A 15,777-nucleotide genomic window follows, 5' to 3' on the forward strand; every position below is an offset into this window, starting at 1 on the left:
TATATGGAGATTATAGAACTCTCCCTGAATTCTTCTAATTTATTCTTAACTGATTTATATAAAAACACCTTACATAATGAACTTTTTTTCGATTATAATATTCATTCCACTGATGTTTTTAAGCAAAGAGCAATAGACTTGCAAAGCCGATCCTTTCAGCGTGAAAAGCTTGCAAATTACTTATTACAGTACAACAAACGATTTTCTGAAACTCATCCTGAAACCATTAAAAGTATTGAAAAACTAAGAAATTCTAACAGCACTGTCGTTATTGGTGGGCAGCAAGCGGGAGTATTAACAGGACCGTTATATACAATACATAAAATTATCTCAATTATCACCTTAGCAAAAGAGCAAGAAGAGAAGCTAAACATTCCTGTAATCCCTGTTTTTTGGATTGCTGGGGAAGATCACGATTTTCTAGAGATTAATCATGTTTTTGTAGAAAAAAACAACCTAGTTAAAAAATCGACAATTAAACAGGCTGTAGAACCTAAGATTCCTGTTTCAGAAATAGCCTTAGATCGCAAAGTTTGCTTAGAATGGGTAAAACAAGTGATTGAGACTTACGGTGAAAGTGATTATACAAATGAATTGTTACAGCAGCTAGAATGTTGTATCGAACGCTCGACAACATACGTTCAGTTTTTCGAAGAACTTATAATGAATCTCTTTAAAGATCAAGGACTTGTATTGATTAACTCAGGAGATCATCAATTAAGGCAGCTTGAAAAGGATTTTTTTACAGAACTTATTGAAAAAAATCACCATATCAGTAACGACGTTCTCACTCAGCAAAAATTAATGCAGACTTATCACTATAACCCAATTGTTGACATGCATAATACGAGTGCAAATCTATTTTTTCATGATAGCAAAAAGAGATTCCTCATGGAACGAGTAGATGAGGAGGTTTTTTTTGTTCCTGACTTAAATGTATCATTCAAAAAGCATGAATTACACCAAATTGCAGCTGAGACACCTGAAAAACTTAGTAATAATGTTGTCACGAGGCCGCTTATGCAAGAATACTTATTTCCTACACTCGCTTTTATTGCGGGGCCAGGAGAAATCAACTATTGGGCTGAATTCAAAAACACCTTTTCCCTTTTTGGATTTAAAATGCCCCCAGTCCTACCTAGACTTAACCTAACGATTTTGGAACGATCAATTGAACGGGAAATGACTGATATCTCACTATCTCTAGAACTAGTTCTAGAGAACAAGCTAGAAATTATTCGTGAAGAATACTTAAAAAATGTAGCTCCAGTTGAAATGGAACCCCTGGTGAAGGAAGCAAAAAGTGAGGTTGCGGCAATTCACCAAAAACTTGTCGATGCAGCACTAACAGTTGATTCAAATTTGGAGCCATTGCTAGAAAAGAATGCTGCATTTATCCAACATCAATTAGATTTTCTTCATAAGGCAGTTGAAAAGCGTTTAAGAGAGAAACATGAAGGGGAATTATCAACGTATCGAAGAATTGAAATGTCACTTAACCCAAATGCGCAACCACAAGAAAGAATTTGGAATATATATTACTATCTCAACAAATTCGGCCCGGAATTTGTTGGAGAATTGACAAACTTGTCATATTCCTTTAATGGAAAGCATAAACTTGTCAAAATTTAAAGTAAACTTTTTTAAAAATCCTGTAAATACAGGGTTTTTTTTTGTTTTCAAAGAGTGTAAAATAGGAAGTGGAGATAAGTGGGGGAAAGTGGTGAGATAGGGAAAGAAAGTGGGGACACCGAGCATGTTCATGGGAGAATACCATCACACCATCGATATTAAAGGCCGTATGATCGTGCCTTCTAAGTTTAGAGATGGGCTTGGAGAAACGTTTGTCCTCACTAGAGGTCTTGATTCTTGTCTTTTTGGCTACCCCATGAGTGAATGGAAAGTCATCGAAGAGAAACTAAAAGCACTCCCTTTAACAAAGAAAGATGCACGTGCATTTACAAGGTTTTTCTTTTCTGGAGCAATTGAATGTGAGCTAGATAAGCAAGGTCGTGTAAATATCGCATCACCGCTTTTGCAGTATGCAAAACTAGAAAAAGAATGCGTTGTGATCGGCGTTTCAAATCGGATTGAGTTATGGAGTCAGTCTAATTGGGAAAAATATGTTGCTGAACAAGAAGATTCTTTTGAAGAAATCGCTGAAAATATGATTGATTTTGATATATAATCTTCTTCTGTGAGCACAATGAAGGTAAATACTTTTCTAAAAGGACTAGCGTTCATTCTAACTTAAGACGATAAAAAAAGGTGGTTACAGCATTGTTTGAACATAAAACAGTTTTACTAAAAGAAACAGTAGATGGATTAAATATTAAAGAAGATGGTGTATATGTAGATTGCACACTTGGTGGAGCAGGTCATAGCACATACATACTATCGCAACTCTCAAAAGAAGGAAGACTTTATGCATTTGATCAAGATGATGTTGCCTTAGCACACGCAAAAGAAAAGCTAGCAGAATATGAAGGTCAAGTTACCTTTATAAAAAGCAATTTTCGCTACTTAAAAGAAAGTCTTGGAGAACTCGGTATAGAAAAAGTAGATGGCGTTTTATTTGACTTAGGAGTTTCATCTCCACAACTTGATACACCAGAGAGAGGATTTAGCTATCACCATGATGCACCTCTTGATATGAGAATGGATCAAAATGCCACAGTATCTGCTTACGATGTCGTAAATGAGTGGTCCTATCAAGCACTTGTGAAAATCTTCTTTTTATATGGTGAAGAAAAATTTTCAAAGCAAATTGCTAGAAAAATTGAAGCAACTAGAGCCATCCAGCCGATAAAAACAACTGGTGAACTAGTCGAACTTATAAAAGAAACAATACCCGCACCCGCAAGAAGAAAAGGTGGACACCCTGCTAAACGGATTTTCCAAGCGATTCGAATTGCTGTAAACGATGAGTTGAAAGTTTTTGAAGAGGCGATTGGGCAAGCAATTGAAATTTTGAACCCACATGGTCGTGTAAGTGTGATCACGTTTCATTCTTTAGAAGATCGAATTTGCAAGTCTGCATTTAAACAAGCTGCAGACACTCCAGAAATTCCTTCTAATATGCCATTTTTACCTTACGAATATCAGCCCGAAATAAAAATTATTACGAGAAAACCAATAGGACCGTCAGAAGAAGAGGTAGAAGAAAACAAACGTGCACGTTCAGCAAAACTAAGAATAGCAGAGAAATTAAAATAAGCTAGCAGACATTTAAGAAGGAGGTTATATGTATGAGTAATTTAGCAATGAAGTTACAGCAACAACAGCAGGAACAACATCAGCAAAGTACAGAAAAGCAGCAAACGGTCGTTATAAAAAGAAGAGCATCGGTAACACTCGGGGAAAAGGTGTTAATCGTCCTTTTTGTATCACTTTTATTAATAGGTTCAGTAAAAGTTGTTTCAAATAGCTTTGCCGTTTACGAGACAAGCATTGAAATTCAAAAAACAGAAGCGAAAATTGAAGATCAACTGAAAGTAAATAGTGACTTACATGTACAAGTTGAAGAACTCAGTACATATGACCGAATTTGGGAAAAAGCGAAGCAGCTTGGTCTTACATTAGATCAAAATAATGTAAAAACTGTACAGGATTGATTAGGATGTCTAATCTAACAAAAAAAAATACAAATATGAACAGAGGAGCAGCATTATTATCTTTAATATTTGCATTGCTCTTTTTTATCTTAATTGCACGTTTTTTCTATATACAAGCTACAGGGACGGTTCATGGAGAAGCTTTAGCGGCAAAGGCTGAGCAACAATACGAAAATCAGAGGACAATTGAAGCTAACAGAGGCTCTATCCTAGACCGCCGTGGTGAAGTCATTGCCGAGGATACGTCGTCTTATACTGTTAGAGCAGTTCTTGACGATACATTAACAACAGATGCTGATAACCCGCAACATGTAGTGGATCCCCAGGAAACAGCTCAAAAGCTTGCGCCACTTCTCGAGATGGAAGTTAGCGAAGTCGAAAAAATCTTAACAAAAGAGGCAAAACAAGTGGAGTTTGGTTCAGCTGGTCGCGATATTAGTCACTCCATTAAACAAAAGATTGCCGATTTAAAATTACCAGGAATAGGGTTTATGCGTGATACTAAACGTTTTTACCCTAATGGTGTCTTTGCTTCACACTTAATTGGTTATGCTCAAAAACAAGACGAAGACGGAGTTACCAAAGGTATGATGGGAATCGAAAAAAGTCTTGAGAAATACCTAGTTGAAGAAGATGGATTTTTAAAGTACGAGCAAGATCGTTATCGATGGAAACTTCCTAACGGTAATGAAGAGATAACGCCACCGAAAAACGGTTCAGACGTCTATTTAACGATTGACCAAAAAATCCAAACGTTTTTAGAAGATGCTATGAATCAAGTTGTAAAGGAATATGAACCAGAGAAGATTATTGGAATTGTTGCAGATCCTAAAACGGGTAAAATCCTTGCGATGGGTCAACGACCAGGCTTTGATCCTAACACACGAGATATTGGCTACTACTACAATGATGCAGTAGCGTATCCTTTTGAACCAGGGTCCACAATGAAAATCTTTACATTAGCAGCTGCGATCGAAGAAGGGGTTTATAATGGCAATGACACCTTTTTGTCGGGGTCTTTCACTGTTGGACCTAGAATAATCAGGGATCACAATAAAACAGGCTGGGGCCCTATTACGTATAATGAGGGTGTACAGCGATCGTCGAATGTTGCATTTTCAATCATTGCAAAAGAAAAGCTTGGTACTGATCGATTGTACCAGTACTTTAACAAATTTGGTTTTCAAGAAAAAACAGGAATTGATTTACCTAATGAAGCCGGAAGTACCATCAACTTCAAAACAGAAGGTGACAAAATATCCACTGCTTTTGGACAAAGTATTGCGATTACACCGATTCAACAAATTCAAGCCGCTACAGCGATTGCAAACGGTGGAAAAATGATGAAGCCTTATGTTATTGACAAAATAGTCGATACAGATGATAACGAAGTCGTTAAACAACAAAAACCAGAAGTTATTGGACAACCAATATCTGAAAATACTTCAAAAGAAGTGCTTAATATTTTGGAAACAGTTGTGAGCTCTGAAAAAGGGACAGGAAAACCTTACCGTATCGAAGGGTATGAAGTAGCGGGTAAATCAGGTACAGCTCAAATAGCAAATCCTAAAGGCGGTTACTTAACAGGTGCAGACAATCACGTTTTCTCCTTCCTGGGAATGGCACCAAAAGAGAATCCTGAACTTCTAGTCTACGTCGCTGTTCAAAAGCCAAAGCTCAAAGGAAAAGCAGGATCTACGCCTGTTTCAATGGTATTTAATACGGTAATGAAAAATAGTCTTCAATATCTTCACATTCAGCCGTCAGAGGAAATAGAGAAGAAAACAAAACAAACCGAAACGAAACAAGGCGAAGAATTAGCCTCATACGTTGGGAATAAAGTTGGAGATGTAACAAAACAACTAGAATCCTTGAATTTAAAGGTAACCATTTTAGGAAATGGCCAGGAAGTTATTTCTCAATTTCCTGACAAAGGGACAAGTATTATTGCAAATGAACGGGTTCTTGTCCAAACGTCAGATTCTATTAAAATCCCTGATCTAATAGGTTGGTCTAAACGAGATGTAATGAAACTATCAGCACTTCTTGATTTGGAAGTGAAGTATTCTGGACATGGATATGTAGTAAAACAATCGATAACAAAGGATACTCAGTTGAAAAAAGGTGATGTTTTGAACATTACCATGCAGACCACTGAGAGAGATGAAAATTCACAAAAACAAGAAGACAAAGCTGAGTCTGAGACTGAGTAAATGAAAATCGTGAGTGCCCTTGATATAAGTCGGGGCATTTTTTCTGTATAGATATTGAAAGAAGGTATGATCTTGCCTGTCCCTTTTTACTTGTTCTATTTGGAAGTGTACAAGCATATATTTGAACGAGCCTAATCAAGGGGGAGTATGAGTATATGCGGGTTTCAAATGTAACCGTTAGAAAGAGATTAGCTGTTACCTTACTGTTTGGTTTCTTAATTTTTTTAATTATTGACATCCGTTTAGGATATGTTCAATTTTTCTTAGGTAACACATTAACTGCAGGGGCGAAAGATTTATGGAGCCGGAATATTCCGTTTGAACCTGAGCGTGGTGAAATTTTAGATCGAAATGGTGTGGAGCTTGCAACGAATAAGAGTGCCCCAACGATTTATGTAGTGCCACGGCAAGTGAAAGATCCCGCAGACACTGCTGAGAAACTAGCTGGAATTCTTAATATGTCAAAGGAAAAAGCATATGAGTATCTTACAAAGTCGGTTTCCATACAACGAATTGATGGAGAAGGTCGTAAAATAACCCATGAAAAAGCAAAAGAAGTACGAGCACTCGATTTAAAAGGAGTTTACATAGCAGAGGATTCAAAACGACACTACCCATTTGGCAGTTATTTGTCGCACGTGCTTGGTTTCGCAGGTATCGATAATCAAGGATTACTAGGTTTAGAGTCTTATTATGACAAACAACTTCAAGGTGAAAAGGGATACGTGAAATTTTATTCGGATGCTAAAGGCAAGAGAATGCCAGATGAAGCAGATGATTATACAGCTCCTGTTGATGGGATGAATTTAAAACTTACGATTGATTCACGTGTTCAAACAATCCTAGAGCGTGAATTGGAGAATGCCGAAGCTATGTATAACCCTGATGCAATTATTGCGATTGCGATGAACCCTAAAAACGGTGAAATATTGGCAATGTCGAGTCGACCAGACTTTGATCCTGCTAATTTTCAAGAGGTTGATTCAAAGGTTTTCAATCGTAATTTACCTGTTTGGAGTACGTACGAGCCTGGATCCACTTTTAAAATTATTACTTTAGCTGCGGCATTAGAGGAACAAAAGGTTAATTTACAAAAAGACACATTCACTGACAAAGGATCTGTTGAAGTGTCTGGTACTAGACTGAGATGTTGGAAGAAAGGTGGACATGGTCATCAAACCTTTCTAGAGGTAGTCCAAAACTCATGTAACCCTGGATTTGTTGAATTAGGTGATCGTCTGGGAAAAGAAACGCTTTTTAAGTATATTAAGAACTTTGGTTTTGGGGAGAAAACAGGGATTGATCTTCAAGGGGAAGGTAAAGGGATCTTGTTTAACATAGATCGAGTCGGACCACTTGAGCAAGCAACAACAGCTTTTGGTCAAGGTGTATCCGTCACACCTATTCAGCAAGTCGCAGCAGTGTCGGCTGCGGTAAACGGGGGTACTCTATACACACCATTTATTGCAAAAGAATGGTTGGATCCTATAACTGGAGAAGTAATTAGTAGACGAACTCCAGAAGCGAAAAGAAAGGTCATTTCAGAAGAAACCTCAAAAGAAATCCGTTATGCATTAGAAAGTGTTGTTGCAAAAGGATCTGGTCGGAATGCATTTGTAGATGGTTATCGTGTAGGTGGAAAAACGGGAACAGCACAAAAAGTAAAAGATGGCGTGTATATGAAGAATAACCACATTGTTTCATTTGTAGGTTTTGCACCAGCTGATGATCCGCAAATTGTTGTGTATGTTGCAGTTGATAATCCTAAAGGAATAACCCAATTCGGTGGAACAGTCGCGGTACCAATTGTTGGGAACATTATGAGAGATAGTTTACCAGAATTAGGTGTAAAACCACGCAAGGGCCAGCTTGAAAAAGAATACCGGTGGTTGGACACAAAATTAGTCGAAGTACCGAATGTTTTAGGGTTGTCAAAACATGAGATCATTGAGCAAATGGTTAACTTGAAACTTGATGTTGCTGGAGAAGGAGAAGTTGTTGTTCAACAATCTCCTGCTGAAGGGGTAAAAGTGAAAGAAGGTTCAACACTACGCTTATATCTTGGTGAAGATAAGACGAAGAGCAAAGAGGACTAAAAGGATTCAACAAAAATAAGCATGGCATTTGCTATTTTTCGCGAGCGATGTCACGCTTCTTTTGTTTTTTTGCAGATAATAACAAAGTTGAGTGAGCAAAATACATCTTTTTAGAGAAAAGTAAGGTGGATAATCGTATTTTCAAACAAGCTTTTATAGCTCTTTTTTCTTAATTAAGCTAGAATAAGAACTGTACGTTTAAAAAATGATGAAGACAATCAAGAGTTCTTCACATAAACCGAGATAGGTGAGAGGATTTGGTGAAGATGAAGCTAGAAGCTTTACTTACATATTTGCATGAACTTTCATTACAAATTGATGCTAATCCTGAAATTAATTCAATTGAAATGGATTCGCGTGTTGTAAAAGAGGGTAGTTTATTTATCTGTATTAACGGATTTACGGTTGATGGACACGATTATGCTCATCAAGCAGTACTTAAGGGTGCAGCAGCAATACTTTCAGAAAAGCCACTCGATGTGAGTGTACCAGTTATTATTGTAAAGGACACCAAAAGAGCCATGGCTGTTTTAGCAGATGTGTTCTACGGCCAACCTACTCAAGCTCTCCATTTAATCGGAGTTACTGGAACAAATGGAAAAACAACAACGACACATATTATTGAAAAAATAATAAACAAAGCTTCTAAAAAGACGGGGCTTATTGGAACGATGTACATAAAAATAGACGAAGAGCAATATAGCGTTAAAAATACAACACCTGAAAGCTTAACTCTACATAGAACCTTTAAGGAAATGCTAGACAAAGGGGTAACTCATGCAATGATGGAGGTTTCATCTCATGCATTACATCAGGGACGCATCCACGGCTGTGATTTTGACGTTGCTGTTTTCACCAATTTAACTCAAGATCATCTTGATTATCATGAAACAATGGAAGCTTATCAATTTGCAAAGGGCTTACTTTTTGCACAATTAGGCAATACATTTCACCATGACAAAGCCAAGTACGCCGTTTTAAATTCAGATGAACGTGCAACTGAAGAGTTTATAAAAATGACATCTGCAAAAGTTTTTACTTATGGTATTGATCATACTGCAGATGTAATGGCTAAAAACATCGTGATGACTGCTCGTGGGACGAAATTTGACTTAGTTACTCCTCTTGATACGAAAACCGTCCATATCAACATGGTAGGAAAATTCAGTATTTATAATATTTTAGCTGCAGTATCAGCTACTCTGGTTTCTAAAATTGACTTACATACAATAATCGCTGCGATTGAAGAAATGGAAGGTGTACGAGGCCGATTTGAGGTGGTTGACGCCGGTCAGAACTTCACTGTTATTGTAGATTATGCTCATACACCAGATAGTCTTGAAAATGTTTTATTGACAATAAGACAGTTTGCTGAAGGTAAGGTTTTTTCAGTGGTAGGTTGTGGGGGAGATCGTGATAAAACGAAAAGACCTCTTATGGCTGAAATTGCAACTAAATATAGTAATGAACCTATTTTTACATCTGATAATCCACGTAGTGAAGACCCGATGTCCATTTTAGGTGATATGGAAAAAGGGGTAACTGGGAAATATTATCATTCAATCGTGAATCGAGAACAGGCGATCTTTTTTGCAGTCGCGAATGCTAGAAAGGGCGATGTTGTTCTTATAGCAGGCAAAGGACATGAAACGTATCAGCAAATAGGCAATGAAACGTTTGATTTTGATGACCGAGAAATTGCAGTTAAAGCAATTAGGGAATTAGTTTCAAAGGACAACATAAAGATAAGTAATATAGGAACAGAAAGAGAAGTTGATAATAATGAAATACTATAAAGCACAAAAACATAATCTAAAATTACTATCATATGATTATTCCGTAAAATTCATGCTAGTAAGAGAAGGGCGGGAATAGCATGATAGAACAAGTGATCTTATTTACAATCATGATGGGCTTTTTAATCAGTGTATTACTCTCTCCTGTCTTTATTCCATTCCTAAGAAGATTGAAATTCGGGCAAAGTATTCGTGAAGAAGGACCAAAATCACATCAAAAAAAATCCGGTACTCCTACAATGGGAGGAGTAATGATCATTTTTTCAATTATCATTACAACGCTTGTGATGACCGGGAAATTTTCAGAGCTCAGCGTTGAAATGTATTTGTTGCTTTTTGTGACACTGGGATATGGTTTATTAGGATTTCTCGATGATTTTATTAAAGTGGTGATGAAGCGAAATCTTGGTTTAACATCTAAACAGAAATTACTAGGTCAGATTATGATCGCAGCTATTTTTTATTTAGTTTATACACAATATGGTTTTTCCACTGAGATTGTAGTCCCGGGAACTGAATTTTCTTTTGACCTTGGCTGGGGTTATGTGATTCTTGTTGTCTTTATGCTAGTTGGGGGATCTAATGCAGTAAATTTAACAGACGGTTTAGATGGACTTCTTTCAGGAACTGCTGCTATCGCATTTGGGGCATTTGCAGTTTTAGCATGGAATCAATCACAATATGATGTTGCGATTTTCTCAGTTGCTGTAGTCGGGGCAGTGTTAGGCTTTTTAGTCTTCAATGCCCATCCTGCAAAAGTTTTTATGGGTGACACGGGGTCACTTGCTCTAGGTGGAGCGATTGTAACAGTTGCTATTTTAACAAAATTAGAAATCATGCTTGTGTTAATTGGAGGCGTTTTTGTTATTGAAACACTATCAGTTATCCTTCAAGTGATTTCGTTCAAAACAACTGGGAAAAGAATCTTTAAAATGAGCCCGCTTCACCATCATTATGAATTAGTCGGATGGTCTGAGTGGCGTGTTGTCGTTACATTCTGGTCGGTAGGTTTGCTATTTGCAGTCCTTGGAATCTATATTGAGGTGTGGTTATAAGTGAAGAAAACGAACGATTACGTACATAAAAATGTCTTAGTGCTTGGATTGGCAAAAAGCGGCTTAGCGGTCGCTAAATTATTGCAAACATTAGGGGCAAATGTCACGGTAAATGACATGAAACCAAAAGAAGAGAATCCATCTGCAGTAGAGCTTGAGAAGTTAGGGATGAAGGTAATTTGTGGTAGTCATCCAAGCTACTTACTTGAAAACACTGACTTGATTGTGAAAAACCCTGGAATTCCATATTCCAATCCACTCTTGCAGGAGGCAGTTAAACTAGAGATTCCGATCATTACAGAAGTAGAAGTAGCATACAAAGTCTCAGAAGCAGATATTATTGCCATCACTGGTTCGAATGGAAAAACAACGACAACAACCTTAATACATGAAATGTTAATCGCCGACGGAAAAAAAGCTTTAATTGCTGGAAATATTGGAACAGTCGCCAGTGAAGTTGCACAGAAGGCTCCAGCTGATTCAGTTATTGTCATGGAGCTGTCTTCATTCCAATTACTCGGAACAATCGAATTCAAGCCGAAGATTGCGCTCATTCTCAATTTGTTTGAAGCACACCTAGACTATCATGGTACGAAAGATGAGTATATAAGAGCAAAAGGGTTGATTTATAAAAATCAACGTTCAGGTGATGTCGGGATTGTGAATCTTGAGGATTCAGAAGTCTGTCATCTTGCTGAAGCTTCAGATGCTACTAAAGTTTATTTTTCGACCTCTAGAGTGCTAGAAAATGGAGCGTATATTAAAGATAATCACATCTGGTTCAATGATGAAATGGTTGTATCTTTAAACGATGTCGTATTACCAGGAAAGCATAATTTAGAGAATATTTTAGCATCCATTGCTGCTGTCAAGATGAGAGGAGTATCAAATGGAGCTATTACAAAAGTTCTCACAACTTTTACAGGTGTAAAACATCGCCTTCAATATGTTGATTCTATTAAGGAAAGAAGATTTTATAACGATTCGAAAGCTACGAATATATTAGCTACAAGCAAAGCGCTGCAAGCATTCAAGGTTCCGACCATCTTGCTTGCGGGTGGACTTGATCGAGGAAATGAATTTGATGAACTAATCCCTTTTTTACAAAATGTAAAAGCAGTGATTACGTTTGGGCAAACAGCCCCTAAGCTTGAACGTATTGCTGCGGAGGCAGGAATAGAAGTAGTTAAACGTGTCGATAATGTGGAACAAGCGGTTAACGCTGCGTTTAGCTCTTCTAACGAAGGAGATGTTATCCTACTTTCCCCAGCGTGTGCAAGCTGGGATCAATATAAAACATTTGAACAAAGAGGAGACATTTTTATAAACGCCGTGCATAACCTTAAATAAGGGCTCGTACATCTTGCAGTCAATTTTTGCAGGGCAATACGCATAAAAGCCTTTAATACATGGTACTGGGGTGTTATAGCGGTGACAGCAAAAAAGTCTACACCAGACTTCGTTTTAGTCATACTTACGTTACTACTCTTAACTGTTGGCCTTATCATGGTTTATAGCGCCAGTGCGGTGTGGGCAACGTATAAATTTGAAGATTCCTTTTTCTTTGCAAAACGTCAGCTGTTGTTTGCTGGTGTCGGCGTAATTGCAATGTTTTTTTTAATGAATGTGGATTATTGGACATGGAGATCATGGGCAAAGATGTTGATTATCATCTGTTTCTTTCTCTTAATTGCTGTCTTAATTCCTGGAATCGGAATGGAAAGAAACGGATCGCGAAGCTGGATTGGCGTAGGGGCATTTTCCATACAGCCTTCTGAATTTATGAAGCTCGCGATGATTGCCTTTCTTGCGAAGTTTTTAGCAGAAAATCAGAAGAAAATCACTTCTTTCAAAAAGGGATTAGTTCCATCGCTAGCATTGGTCTTCGCCGCATTTGGAATCATCATGTTACAACCAGATCTCGGAACTGGTACCGTTATGGTTGGTACTTGTATCGTAATGATTTTTGTAGCAGGTGCAAGAATTAGCCACTTTGCAGGGCTAGCATTACTCGGTGTGGCAGGCTTTGTAGCGCTTGTTTTATCAGCACCCTATCGAATAAAACGAATCACTTCTTTTCTAGATCCTTGGGAAGATCCTCTAGGAAGTGGGTTTCAAATCATTCAATCATTATACGCGATAGGTCCTGGTGGACTGTTTGGTCTTGGGCTTGGTCAAAGTCGACAAAAGTTCTTTTATCTACCTGAGCCACAAACCGATTTTATCTTTGCCATTTTAGCGGAGGAATTAGGATTTATCGGAGGGTCCTTGGTGCTTTTACTTTTTAGCTTATTACTTTGGCGAGGAGTCCGAATTGCCCTTGGAGCACCAGATTTGTATGGTAGCTTTTTAGCAATCGGGATCATTTCAATGGTCGCCATTCAAGTCATGATTAACGTCGGTGTTGTAACAGGACTTATGCCAGTTACAGGGATCACCCTGCCTTTCTTAAGTTATGGAGGGTCATCCTTGACGCTTATGCTGATGGCGATAGGGGTATTGCTAAATATAAGCCGGTATTCTCGGTATTAGATAATTACTTTTAATCATTTTTACTAAATTAAAGTATCGATCATGCTTGTTTTTCCGTTATAATATGAAGTATTGACCCTGTTGATCATATAACAGGGTCAATACTGTTTATCTGTGAAAAATGAAATACCCTGGTCTGAAAAACGACTATTGCTAGCAGGATTTATTAAGCTTGCTAAGCTAATTCTATAGGGGGAGTATATGTGAAAGTTGTTGTGAGTGGTGGAGGAACAGGTGGTCACATCTACCCGGCTCTTGCCTTAATAAATGAAATTAAAAAAAATGACGACACTGTCGAATTTTTATATATTGGCACTGAGAAAGGTTTAGAAAAAGGAATTGTGACACGAGCAGGTATTCCTTTTCAATCGATTGAAATAACAGGCTTTAAAAGAAAGCTCTCTATGGATAATGTTAAAACAGTTATGCGCTTTATTAACGGCGTTCAGAAGAGTAAGAAGTATTTAAAAGAATTTAACCCAGATGTTGTGATTGGTACTGGTGGCTATGTGTGTGGACCAGTTGTCTATGCAGCAGCAAAGTTGAAAATACCAACAATTATCCATGAACAAAACAGTCTTCCGGGTTTAACGAATAAATTCCTAGCGAAATACGTGGATAAAGTGGCGATCTGCTTTAAAGATGCAGCTTCTTTTTTTCCAAACGACAAAGTTGTTTTAACTGGAAACCCACGTGCATCAGAGGTGCTAGGTCATGACCGCTTAAAAGGAAAAGATACACTAGGGCTTCAGCATGATAAAAAATCTGTGTTAATTTTTGGAGGAAGTCGTGGAGCGAAAGCGATTAACAACGCTGTTCTTGAAATGCTTCCAACAATTAAAGATAAAAACTATCAAGTGGTGTATGTAACAGGCGAGGTTCATTTTGATTCAGTTATGAGAGAAGTAGAAAAAGTCGGTCTTCCTAGTAATGTCATCGTTAAACCATTTATACATAATATGCATGAAGTACTTTCTGCTATTGATTTAATTGTTTCTAGAGCGGGAGCAACCACACTTGCTGAAATTACCGCGCTTGGACTACCAAGTATTCTGATTCCAAGCCCATATGTAACGGCCAATCATCAAGAAAAAAATGCACGCTCACTAAGTGACCATGATGCAGCAATCATGTTATTGGAACAAGGATTAACTGGATCAGAATTAGAAACCACAATCGATACCATTTTATTAGATGATATTAAGCTAGGTAGAATGAAACAAGCATCTACTAAATTAGGTATTCCCGATGCGGCAGCTAGACTTTATAACTTAATGAAGAAGATTACTAACAGATAATGTCCTAGTTGAAAGCTAAAGCATAAACTATCCTATTAAATTGTCGTTTAAAAGTATTTCGATCAGGGTAATAAACGAAAGTTGTGACATCTTTTAAAGGATAAATAAGCATCTCAAATTACCGAGATAGCGTTTCGGCATCCAGCTCCAGCGCCTATCCCCTCGAGTTCATAAGACGATTATAAATTGAAGGTGCTGACCAAGGCGCTTGCGCTTTTGTCTCCATCAACTTAGAAAGTATCAAAATAAGGAGGTTGTCATGAATAAGTTAACTGCTGATTTACAAGATGCTGAAGTAGGAAAGGTAATTGAAAATGAACCGTTAGCGAAGCACACTACAATAAAGATAGGTGGACCAGCCGATCTTTTAGTTGAGCCTCAAGACTTAGATTCATTATCTAAAACGCTCTCGATTGTCAAAAAGAACGGAGCAAAGTGGAGAGCGATTGGTAGAGGGTCAAACCTACTCGTTTCAGACGAAGGAATAGAAGGAGTAGTTATAAAGCTAGGGACAGGTCTCGATTCATTGCTGGTTGAAGAGGACACGATCACAGTAGGTGGAGGCTATTCTTTAGTAAAACTTTCAACGATGATTAGTAAAAAGGGGTTATCTGGTTTGGAATTTGCAAGCGGCATTCCTGGGTCATTAGGTGGTGCAGTTTACATGAACGCGGGTGCACATGGATCAGATATGTCTAAAGTGTTAGTAAAAGCACGGATCCTTTTTGAAGACGGATCGATGGAATGGTTATCGAACGAAGAGATGGAGTTTTCTTATCGTACTTCTGTGCTACAAAAGAAACGACCAGGTATATGTTTAGAAGCCGTATTAGCATTGAAGACTGGAACAAAAGAAGAAATTGTAGCAGAAATGCAAAAAAATAAAGATTACCGGAGAGAAACACAGCCTTGGAATTATCCTTGCGCTGGGAGTATTTTCCGAAACCCTCTTCCAAATTACGCTGGTCAACTGATCGAAGACGCTAATTTAAAAGGCTATCAAATTGGGGGAGCAAAAATCTCAGAGATGCATGGGAACTTTATTGTCAATGCAGGGAATGCAAAGGCACAGGATGTCCTCGACTTAATTCAATACGTAAAAGATACAATTTATAAAAAATATCAAGTGAAAATTGAGACTGAAGTTGAAATAATCGGTCGGAATTCGTAATT

The 15,777-nt window shown here is 37.8% G+C and carries 12 protein-coding genes; all 12 read left to right on the plus strand.

From position 1 onward, the window contains the following. The first annotated feature begins 3 nt into the window (after positions 1-3). The 12 genes from bshC (at position 4) to murB (ending at position 15,775) form a co-directional block, all read left to right on the plus strand. Positions 4-1,632 carry a bacillithiol biosynthesis cysteine-adding enzyme BshC gene (gene bshC / locus ACFFIX_RS06970; protein ID WP_378931977.1) on the plus strand — a complete coding sequence of 543 codons (1,629 nt, stop codon included), beginning with the start codon at positions 4-6 and terminating at the stop codon, positions 1,630-1,632. Between the two features lie 124 nt (positions 1,633-1,756). Further along, on the plus strand, positions 1,757-2,188 hold the full coding sequence (gene mraZ, locus ACFFIX_RS06975; RefSeq protein WP_378932414.1) for a division/cell wall cluster transcriptional repressor MraZ: 432 nt from the start codon (positions 1,757-1,759) through the stop codon (positions 2,186-2,188). A gap of 92 nt (positions 2,189-2,280) precedes the next feature. Next, positions 2,281-3,216: a 16S rRNA (cytosine(1402)-N(4))-methyltransferase RsmH gene (rsmH, locus tag ACFFIX_RS06980; protein WP_378931979.1), complete on the plus strand. Its 936-nt coding sequence runs from the start codon at positions 2,281-2,283 to the stop codon at positions 3,214-3,216. Positions 3,217-3,248: 32 nt separating this feature from the next. Next, positions 3,249-3,614 (plus strand): cell division protein FtsL, encoded by a 366-nt coding sequence (ftsL, locus tag ACFFIX_RS06985; RefSeq protein ID WP_378931981.1) that lies wholly within the window; start codon positions 3,249-3,251, stop codon positions 3,612-3,614. 5 nt (positions 3,615-3,619) lie between these two features. Next, on the plus strand, positions 3,620-5,827 hold the full coding sequence (locus ACFFIX_RS06990; protein WP_378931982.1) for a penicillin-binding protein: 2,208 nt from the start codon (positions 3,620-3,622) through the stop codon (positions 5,825-5,827). Between the two features lie 155 nt (positions 5,828-5,982). Then, complete coding sequence (locus ACFFIX_RS06995; protein ID WP_378931984.1) at positions 5,983-7,923, plus strand: stage V sporulation protein D; 1,941 nt, start codon at positions 5,983-5,985, stop codon at positions 7,921-7,923. Between the two features lie 266 nt (positions 7,924-8,189). After that, positions 8,190-9,719: a UDP-N-acetylmuramoyl-L-alanyl-D-glutamate--2,6-diaminopimelate ligase gene (locus ACFFIX_RS07000; RefSeq protein ID WP_378932416.1), complete on the plus strand. Its 1,530-nt coding sequence runs from the start codon at positions 8,190-8,192 to the stop codon at positions 9,717-9,719. Between the two features lie 80 nt (positions 9,720-9,799). Continuing rightward, positions 9,800-10,774 carry a phospho-N-acetylmuramoyl-pentapeptide-transferase gene (gene mraY / locus ACFFIX_RS07005; RefSeq protein ID WP_378931985.1) on the plus strand — a complete coding sequence of 325 codons (975 nt, stop codon included), beginning with the start codon at positions 9,800-9,802 and terminating at the stop codon, positions 10,772-10,774. After that, on the plus strand, positions 10,775-12,124 hold the full coding sequence (gene murD, locus ACFFIX_RS07010) for a UDP-N-acetylmuramoyl-L-alanine--D-glutamate ligase (RefSeq protein ID WP_378931987.1): 1,350 nt from the start codon (positions 10,775-10,777) through the stop codon (positions 12,122-12,124). It begins immediately after the preceding gene. A gap of 81 nt (positions 12,125-12,205) precedes the next feature. Continuing rightward, positions 12,206-13,306, plus strand: a complete 1,101-nt coding sequence (spoVE, locus tag ACFFIX_RS07015) for a stage V sporulation protein E (RefSeq protein ID WP_378931989.1) — start codon at positions 12,206-12,208, stop codon at positions 13,304-13,306. A 203-nt stretch (positions 13,307-13,509) separates the two neighbouring features. Further along, complete coding sequence (gene murG / locus ACFFIX_RS07020) at positions 13,510-14,604, plus strand: undecaprenyldiphospho-muramoylpentapeptide beta-N-acetylglucosaminyltransferase (protein ID WP_378931990.1); 1,095 nt, start codon at positions 13,510-13,512, stop codon at positions 14,602-14,604. Between the two features lie 259 nt (positions 14,605-14,863). Further along, entirely contained in the window at positions 14,864-15,775 is a 912-nt protein-coding gene (gene murB / locus ACFFIX_RS07025; RefSeq protein ID WP_378931991.1) for a UDP-N-acetylmuramate dehydrogenase, read from the plus strand. The last annotated feature ends 2 nt before the right edge of the window (positions 15,776-15,777 follow it).

This window comes from Metabacillus herbersteinensis, assembly GCF_042433335.1.
Classification (GTDB): Bacteria; Bacillota; Bacilli; order Bacillales; family Bacillaceae; genus Metabacillus; species Metabacillus herbersteinensis.

Bases quoted from the DNA above. Each gene is read 5' to 3' on its own strand.
- bshC (WP_378931977.1), top strand. From the start codon at position 4: ATGGAGATTATAGAACTCTCCCTGAATTCTTCTAATTTATTCTTAACT.
- ACFFIX_RS06995 (WP_378931984.1), top strand. From the start codon at position 5,983: ATGCGGGTTTCAAATGTAACCGTTAGAAAGAGATTAGCTGTTACCTTA.
- ftsL (WP_378931981.1), top strand. From the start codon at position 3,249: ATGAGTAATTTAGCAATGAAGTTACAGCAACAACAGCAGGAACAACAT.
- ACFFIX_RS06990 (WP_378931982.1), top strand. From the start codon at position 3,620: ATGTCTAATCTAACAAAAAAAAATACAAATATGAACAGAGGAGCAGCA.
- mraY (WP_378931985.1), top strand. From the start codon at position 9,800: ATGATAGAACAAGTGATCTTATTTACAATCATGATGGGCTTTTTAATC.
- mraZ (WP_378932414.1), top strand. From the start codon at position 1,757: ATGTTCATGGGAGAATACCATCACACCATCGATATTAAAGGCCGTATG.
- ACFFIX_RS07000 (WP_378932416.1), top strand. From the start codon at position 8,190: ATGAAGCTAGAAGCTTTACTTACATATTTGCATGAACTTTCATTACAA.
- murB (WP_378931991.1), top strand. From the start codon at position 14,864: ATGAATAAGTTAACTGCTGATTTACAAGATGCTGAAGTAGGAAAGGTA.